At 75.7% G+C, this 7,144-nt stretch carries 6 protein-coding genes; 2 read left to right on the forward strand and 4 right to left on the reverse strand.

Annotated elements, in window-relative coordinates:
* Nucleotides 1–708 precede the first annotated feature (708 nt).
* The 4 genes from BJP40_RS28890 to BJP40_RS28905 form a co-directional block, all read right to left on the reverse strand.
* Nucleotides 709–1,473, reverse strand: a complete 765-nt coding sequence (locus BJP40_RS28890) for a hypothetical protein (protein WP_071283442.1) — start codon at nucleotides 1,471–1,473, stop codon at nucleotides 709–711.
* Nucleotides 1,470–2,762 (reverse strand): glycosyltransferase family 4 protein, encoded by a 1,293-nt coding sequence (locus BJP40_RS28895; protein ID WP_071283453.1) that lies wholly within the window; start codon nucleotides 2,760–2,762, stop codon nucleotides 1,470–1,472. The genes BJP40_RS28890 and BJP40_RS28895 overlap by 4 nt, the downstream gene beginning before the upstream one ends.
* A gap of 92 nt (nucleotides 2,763–2,854) precedes the next feature.
* Nucleotides 2,855–4,141, reverse strand: a complete 1,287-nt coding sequence (locus BJP40_RS28900; protein ID WP_071283445.1) for an ABC transporter substrate-binding protein — start codon at nucleotides 4,139–4,141, stop codon at nucleotides 2,855–2,857.
* An 85-nt stretch (nucleotides 4,142–4,226) separates the two neighbouring features.
* The gene (locus BJP40_RS28905) at nucleotides 4,227–4,769 is read right to left on the reverse strand and encodes a hypothetical protein (RefSeq protein ID WP_079169596.1); all 543 of its coding nucleotides are present in this window, start codon (nucleotides 4,767–4,769) and stop codon (nucleotides 4,227–4,229) included.
* A gap of 102 nt (nucleotides 4,770–4,871) precedes the next feature.
* On the opposite strand from BJP40_RS28905, the gene BJP40_RS28910 reads away from it, so the two are divergent.
* Both BJP40_RS28910 and BJP40_RS28915 read left to right on the forward strand, forming a co-directional pair.
* Nucleotides 4,872–5,354: a hypothetical protein gene (locus tag BJP40_RS28910; protein ID WP_226962703.1), complete on the forward strand. Its 483-nt coding sequence runs from the start codon at nucleotides 4,872–4,874 to the stop codon at nucleotides 5,352–5,354.
* On the forward strand, nucleotides 5,351–7,144 hold a 1,794-nt coding region (locus tag BJP40_RS28915; RefSeq protein ID WP_071283451.1), incomplete at its 3' end, for an ABC transporter permease. The genes BJP40_RS28910 and BJP40_RS28915, both read left to right, overlap by 4 nt.

Raw genomic sequence — 7,144 nt, forward strand, 5'->3', positions numbered from 1 at the left:
TCCGCTCGTCGAGTCCGACGTACGCCTCCGGCGTGTCGGCGGGCTGTTCCCCTGGGGGGGTCGGTATCGATCCCATGCCGTTCACCGTACGCATCCGTACACCAGCACCGCCATCCCGCGGTCGGGGGCGTGTCACATCTCTGTCACAAAGGGGTCCGCGGTCGACCGGGGGATTCGGTGGAGTTCTCCGGTGCTTTCCGCAGGCGCGCGGGCTGTTCATTCGAAGGGCCGCCGCATTTCGCCCGTAGGGATTCACCGCGCTCTTCGGGTCGCAGCCGGTTCACGGGCTCTCCGCATCATTCGCACATATCCGCAAGGCGTGCACGCACGGCCGGGCCGGGGCGGTCCGCAGGCACCATGAAGCGGGCACGCCGACCGGTCGCGGAGGCTATACGGCACCGGCCCGGAGCCGGGAATGCCGGCACGGAGCACACCGGAGCGGCCGGTCAGCCACGCGGGCGCGCCGAGGGCGTCCCGGCCGCACCGGCGGAGGACGGCCGCCCGGGGCGGCCAGGGGGGCGGTGCGGCCCCGGCGGACGGGGCCGAGGGCCCTGGCGCCGGGCCCGGCGAGCGCGGCGAGCCCGGGGAGGGGCAGTCCGGGCACTCTGGCGCGGCAACGGGCAGCCTCGGGGCGCGGGCGGGGCGGGCACGGGCCGTCGGCCGCCCCTTGGTGCCCCGGTCCACGACCGACCAGGGCGGTCAGGGCGGTCAGGGCGCGACGCGGACGCAGAGGTCGTTGTCGGTGCTGTAGCAGGGTGTCGCACGGTATCCGTCGCCCTGGTGCTCGGGGTAGACGTACACGTTCCGGCGGTCCCAGACGTCGTCCAGGATGCGGGCGACGCGCATCGCGTCCGCGTCCTCGGCGGGGCGCAGCCACAACTGCCACATCCGCGGGCGGTCGACGGGCGGTTCGGCGAGCAGCGCGTACGGCACGGCGAAGGCGAACGCGTCGCCCTCGCCGTCGACGGGGAGGAGGTGGCTGCGCCGGCCGTGCCGGGCCTCCGCGACCGCGCCGGCTCCCAGCCGCGCCCCGTACAGGGTGCCCGTCACCCGGCAGCCGCCGGGGCCGAACGTGACGTCGCCGGCCTCGGCGTGCGGGTCGCGCAGCCAGGCGCGCACGGCGAGTCGGCCGTCGGCGGTGGGGTAGGGGATGCGGCTGGTGACGGGGGCGTCGGGCTCGTGGACCTGCTCGACCAGCGCCCGCACGTCACGGATGCCGGGCTCGACGGACCGCCGGCCGATGTAGGCGTCCCACCGGCCCTCGGCCAGCTCGACGGTGCTCGGGAGGACGGCCCGGAAGCGGCCGGCATCGGCCGGGGTGAGCGGCAGCCGGGTCTCCTCCGGGGGGTCGGAGCCGTGCAGCCGCAGCACGAAGGCGGGTTCGGTGGCGTCGGCGTCCGCGATGTCGAACGTGATGCCGCCTGCGGAGTCCGCGACGCAGTCGGCGCGCGGGGCGCCGTGGTGCCCGGTCATGCGGACCTCCCCTTTCTCAGCGTGTCGGCGGCCCGGTAGCGGACGCCGTAGGCCGTGTCGAGGACTGCGCCGCGGGCCCGGTGCAGCAGGTCGCGTGTGCGGCTCCGGCTCCGGCCGCGCTCGCTGCCCGGTCCGCGCTCGACGAGCTCCGTGAGGAGGGCCTCGTGGCGCCGTGCGATGCGGTCCGGGTCGAAGCGCCGGGACGCGGTGAGCGCGGCCTGCCCCATGCGGCGCCGCAGGTCGTCGTCCTGGATGAGGGAGAGCAGCGCCTCGGCGACGGCGTCGGCGTCGCCGACCGGCACGAGGTGCCCGTCCACGCCGTCCTCGATGATCTCGCGGGGGCCGTGCGGGCAGTCGGTGGAGACCACGGGCAGGCCGCAGCGCATGGCCTCGACGATGGTCATGCCGAAGGACTCCAGCCGGGAGGTGACGGCGGCGACGGACCCCTTGACCCACTCCGGTTCGAGGGGGTGGGCGGGGCCCATGAGGTGGACGTGGTTGTGCAGCCCGCGCTCTTCGATGAGGGCGCGCAGGGCGTTCTTCTCGTTGCCGGTGGCGTCACCGGCGCCGTAGATCCGCAGCCGCCAGTCGGGGCGGGCCGCGACGACCTTGGCGAACGCCTCGATGAGGAGGTCGTAGCGCTTCACCCTGGTGAGCCGGCCGGCGGCGACGACCACCTTGGCGGTGGAGTCGGCGGGCGGCACGGTGGGGGCGGGCACGCTGTTGGGCACGGCCTCGATGCGGACGCCGGGCAGCTTCAGGCCCTTGCGGTAGGCGCGGGCGTCGGCCTCGGTGACGGTGGTCACGGCGTCCAGCAGCGGGTAGCGGAAACCTATCTCCCGGCGCAGCCGGTAGCCGTGGCTGCCGAGGGTGAGGTGCTCCTGGCCGACCCGGACGGTGCCGCGCCGGGTCTGGCGGGCGATGTGCACGTTCAGCCCGGGGCGGGTGCCGATGACCACGTCGGCGTCCACGGACCGCAGGTGGGCCGCGATCCGGGCGTCGGTGAGCCGGCTGTACTGCCTCCAGCGGCTGTCGCCCTGCGGGAACACCTTGGCGGGCCTGGTGTAGTCGGGGTGGCCGCCGTCGTACGTGGGGCTGTTCCTGCGGAGGTCGACGAGGTGCTTCATGGTGACGCCCGCCGGAGCGCCGAGGGTGGGTTCCTCGCGGTGCCGGAAGACGGAGACGATCTCGACGTCGTGGCGCCGGGCGAGCTCCCCGGCGAGGTTGAAGGTGGTACGGATCGTTCCCCCGATGCCGTACGCGTTGTGGAGCAGAAAGGAAATACGCATCGCGTTGCCGCGTCCCCCTGAAGAATGGTCGGTCAGGTACGGACTGTACTGGTCGGTCATGTCCACACATGACCAAAGGTGGGCGCGTGTGGTCATGGCCGGTAGCCGAGTTGGGGGACGGTGGCGCAGTTCTCGGTCATCTCGCCCTGCGTGACCCAGCCGCTGCCGTCGCGCCAGCGCGCCACGGACAGACAGGCCCGGCGGGTGGCGGGGGGCTCCGCCAGGTGGCGGAAGCGGGCCGGGAGCAGGAGTCCGTCGGCCGTGTAGGGCTCGTCACGGTTCAGGAAGCGCTCGACGCAGTCCCGTGTCAGGTCGCCGGCGCCGCCGTCCAGGCAGGAGCGGGCCGCGTCGGTGAACCACATGGCCGCGGCCCACCCCTCCAGCTGCCACTGGGAGCGCAGGGACGTGCCCTCCCGGTAGGTGTCCATGGCCTCGCGGAAGGCACGCACCGCCGGGTGCGCGAGGTCGTCGTGGTTGCGGCTGGAGCCGGTGACCCACAGGGCGTTGCGGCAGCGCGGGGCGTCGGCGTAGTCGCGCGGGACCGCCGAGTTCCAGTTCTGCACGTTGGTGACCTTGGCCGTGAGGGTGGCGCCGACCGCGTCCAACGCCTCGCACAGGCGGGCGTTGCCGTGGCTGTCGAGTGCGTCGAACACGACGTCGGCGCCCTGCGCGCGCAGGTCGGCGGCGGCGGCCCGCCAGTTGGGCAGGGCGAAGTCGACGGTCTCGCGCACGACGCGGTAGCCCTCGGTCTCCAGCCCGCGGGCGATGAGCCCGGCGTACGCGGCGGAGGCGCTCTGGTTGTACGCGACGACACCGGCGGTGCGCGCCCCGAGCCGCTCCTTGAAGTAGCGGTAGACCTCGGTGCCGCCGTAGAGGACGCCGTTCCAGCCGGGCGCCGCGCCGGTGCGGGGGGCGGAGCTGCCGTAGATGCTGTACAGGTGCGGGTAGGTGTCGTACGCCGGGGTGATCGGCTGGCCGCCGATGTCGGGCACCCCGGCCGCGGACACGCGGCGGGCGGCGGCGTAGTCGAGGGACGTGGTCGCGACGAGGGCGAAGACGCCGCGTTCCCGGACCAGTTCGGTGAAGCAGGCGTTGTTGCCGACGCCGCTGCCGCCGTCGTCGCAGGTGAGGACCTCGACGGGGCGGCCGTCGAGGCCGCCGTCGGCGTTGAGGTCGGCGAAGTAGGCGAGGGCGCCCTCGCGCGGGCCGACGAACGCCTCGCCGCCGACGGGGCTGGTGGCGCTCGTGATGATGCCGACCCGTACCGGTGCGCGGGAGGCGTCGCCGCGCGGCCCGAAGTCGCTCTCCGGCAGGCGGCTGCCGCAGGCAGCCACGAGCAGCAGCGGCAGCAGCACCGCGACGGTCAGGGCGGCGCGCACCGCGGCGGCGGCACCCGGCCGGGTCCCCGTGCCGCACGGCGCCGCGCGGGGACCGGCCGGATCGCGAGGACGTTCCAACGGGATGTCAGCAGCCCGGTACGGCCGTGGCGTCGCCGCTGAGCTTCACGAGCGCGCACAGCGTGCTCTGGGAGACCTTCCAGGCGCCGTCCTGGTACACGGCGGTGCCCTTCGCGGCGGGAAGCGGGGTCTGCTCGCCGACCATCAGGTCGTACGTGACCTCCGCGCGGGTGTCCGACACGAAGGTGATGTCGGTGATCTCGACGGAGGTGTCCCGGGCCTGGGGGCTGGCGGCGAACCCGAGGAGGACGGGGCGCAGTTGCTCCCCGTTCTCCAGCACCGCGACCTTGGCGTCCACGGTCGTCTCCGGGGCGAAGAAGGTCCCCCAGTTCTCCTCGATCTCCTCGCGGGCGGCCTCGGCGTCGGCGGGTGCCTCACCCGGCGGGGTGCCGTTGGGCCGCGCGGTGGTGGGGGCGATCTCCGTGGGGGTGATGCCCGGCGCTTCGTCGCCGTCGTCACCGCAGGCCGCGGCGAGCGGCGTGAGGAGGAGGATCGCCGCGGCCGCCAGCGCTGCCGTGCGCGGGCGCCTGCCGAGGCTGTTGTGGACCATCTGGCTCACCACCGGAGTCGAAGGACGCGGACAGAGTGCGTTCCCCGGCATAGTGCAAGGAATCGGGATGTATCGCCAGCGGAGTGCCGCGAAGGGGTTCGGATGCCGCGACGGTTGTGGTGGGCCGGGATCACCGCCCTGGCGGGGGGCGCGGTGCTGTGCGTCCTCGGCTGGTACGGGGTGTCGGGCGAACGGTTCGCGGAGCGCCAGCTTCCGTACCTCGCGTCCAGCACGGTGCCGGGGGCGGCGCTGGTGGTGGCGGGGTCGGTGTGGCTCGCGGCCCTGTGGCTGGCCGCGGCCCCGCCCGCCGGGCCGCGGCAGCCGGAGGAGGCCCGGCCGGAGCCGACGGCGCCCGTCCGCCCGTCGTCGCAGGGGCCGCCGGTGCGGGTGCCGGGCGGCACGCTGGTGCACCGCCCGGACTGCCCTCTGGTCGCCGGGAAGCCGGACGTGGTGCCGGCGGCGGGGGCGGACCTCGACCCGTGCCCGGTCTGCGAGCCGGACGGCGGCGAGGGCCCCGCGGGCGGGCCTTCCGGTGCGGCGGACGGGGGCGCGGGCTCCGCGTACGAAGGCGGGGGCGGGCCGTGAGCTCGCTGACCTACCAGCTGGTCCTCGCCGGACTCGCCGTCGGCAGCGCCGCCGCGCTCACCGGCATCGGGCTCGTCGTGACGTACCGCGCGACGGGCGTGCTCAACCTGGCGCACGGAGCCGTCGCGATGGTCTGCGCGTACGTGCTGCGCCAGTTCGCCGTGGAGTGGGACTGGCCGCTGTGGGCGGCGGCCTGCGTGACCCTGCTGGTCGTCGCCCCCGGGATCGGGCTGGTCCTGGACCGGGTGGTGTTCCGGCCCGCGGCGGTTCGGGGGGCGGACCCGGCGCGCACGCTGGTGGCGGCGATCGGCGTGTTCGTCCTGCTGGTGGGCGGTGCGGCGCTGGTGTGGGGCGGCGGGGCGCGGGCGGACGCACCGGTGCTGCTGGGGGACGACCCGTGGGCGCAGCTCGCGGTGGTCGTGGCGCTGGCGTGCGCGGTGGGAGGCGCCACGCGGTGGACGCGGCTGGGACGGGAACTGCGGGCGGTCGTCGACAACCGGGAGCTGGCCGCGCTGGACGGCGTCGACGCGAACCGGGTCGCGGCGGCGGGGTGGGTGTTCGGCTCGTTCACGGCAGGGCTGACGGGTGTCCTGCTGGCCCCGTACGTACGGCTCGACCCGTACGGACTGCCGCTGCTGGTGCTGGAGGTGATCGCGGTCGCGGTGGCCGCGCGGATGCGGAGCCTGCCGGTCGCGGTGGTCGTGGCGCTGGCGATCGGCGTGGGGCAGGCGCAGCTGACGCGCTTCCACCCGTCGGGGTGGGCGGGCCCGCTGGTGCAGGCGGTCGGGGCGAACCTGTTCGTGGTGGCGCTGCTGCTGGTCGCCCTGGCGGCGCCGGCCGTGCGGTCGGGGCCGCGGGACGCGCTGGCGCCGGACGCGACCGCGGGGGCGCGGGCGGCGCCCGGGGTGTGGGCGGTGGTGGCGCTGCTGTTCCTGCTGCCGCTGGGCTTCGCGGGCGTCGACCTGCGGACGTCGGTGCAGGTCCCCGCCCTGGCGGTGATCCTGTTGTCGCTGGTCGTGGTGACCGGTCGGGCGGGGCAGATCTCGCTGGGCCAGGCGGCTTACGCCGGCCTGGGCGCGCTGTTCACGGCCCTGCTGGCGGCGGGCCGCTTCCCGGGTGCGCCGAGGCTGCCGGAGCTGCCGGCCCTGCTGGTGGCGGTGGGTCTGGTGGCGCCGCTGGGGCTGGTGACGGGCCGGCCCGCGATCCGCCGCCGGGGCCTCGCGCTGGCGCTGGTGACGCTGGCGGTGGGCGTGGCGGTGAGCCGTTTCGTGCTGGCCCAGCCCTATGCCACGGCCGGCCTCTCCGTGGTGCGCCCGGCGGTCTTCACGACGGACCGCCGCTACTACCTCCTGGAGCTGGTCCTGCTGGTGGCCGCCCTGGCGGCGGTGGCGGCACTGCGCCGGGGCCGCACGGGCCGGGCGCTGGCGGCCATGCGGGACCACGAGACGGGCGCGGCCGCCGCGGGCGTCCCGGTGCCGTCCTGGAAGCTGCTCGCGTTCACGGCGGGCGCGGCGCTGGCCGCGCTGGGAGGCGGGCTGCTGGCGATGGGGGTACGGGCCTTCGACCCGGCCGCGTTCGACCCGGTCCGCTCCCTGCTGTGGTTCGCGGCCGTGGTGGTGCTGGGGGCGGACAGCCTGCTGGCGCCGCTGGTCGCCGCAGCGCTGCTGGTGGGGCTGGACGCGGGCGCCCGGGGCGGCGCGGCGGCCGCGGTGATCGGCCTGCTGGCCGCCCTGTCGGCCCGCGTCCCACCGCTGGCCTCGCTGCTCCCCGCCGCTGCCGACCGCGGTCCG

The organism is Streptomyces sp. CC53, from assembly GCF_001865245.1.
Lineage (GTDB): Bacteria > Actinomycetota > Actinomycetes > Streptomycetales > Streptomycetaceae > Streptomyces.

Excerpts from the sequence above, each read along its gene's own strand:
- BJP40_RS28895 (WP_071283453.1), bottom strand. The coding sequence starts at position 2,762 with ATGCGTATTTCCTTTCTGCTCCACAACGCGTACGGCATCGGGGGAACG.
- BJP40_RS28890 (WP_071283442.1), bottom strand. The coding sequence starts at position 1,473 with ATGACCGGGCACCACGGCGCCCCGCGCGCCGACTGCGTCGCGGACTCC.
- BJP40_RS28905 (WP_079169596.1), bottom strand. The coding sequence starts at position 4,769 with ATGGTCCACAACAGCCTCGGCAGGCGCCCGCGCACGGCAGCGCTGGCG.
- BJP40_RS28910 (WP_226962703.1), top strand. The coding sequence starts at position 4,872 with ATGCCGCGACGGTTGTGGTGGGCCGGGATCACCGCCCTGGCGGGGGGC.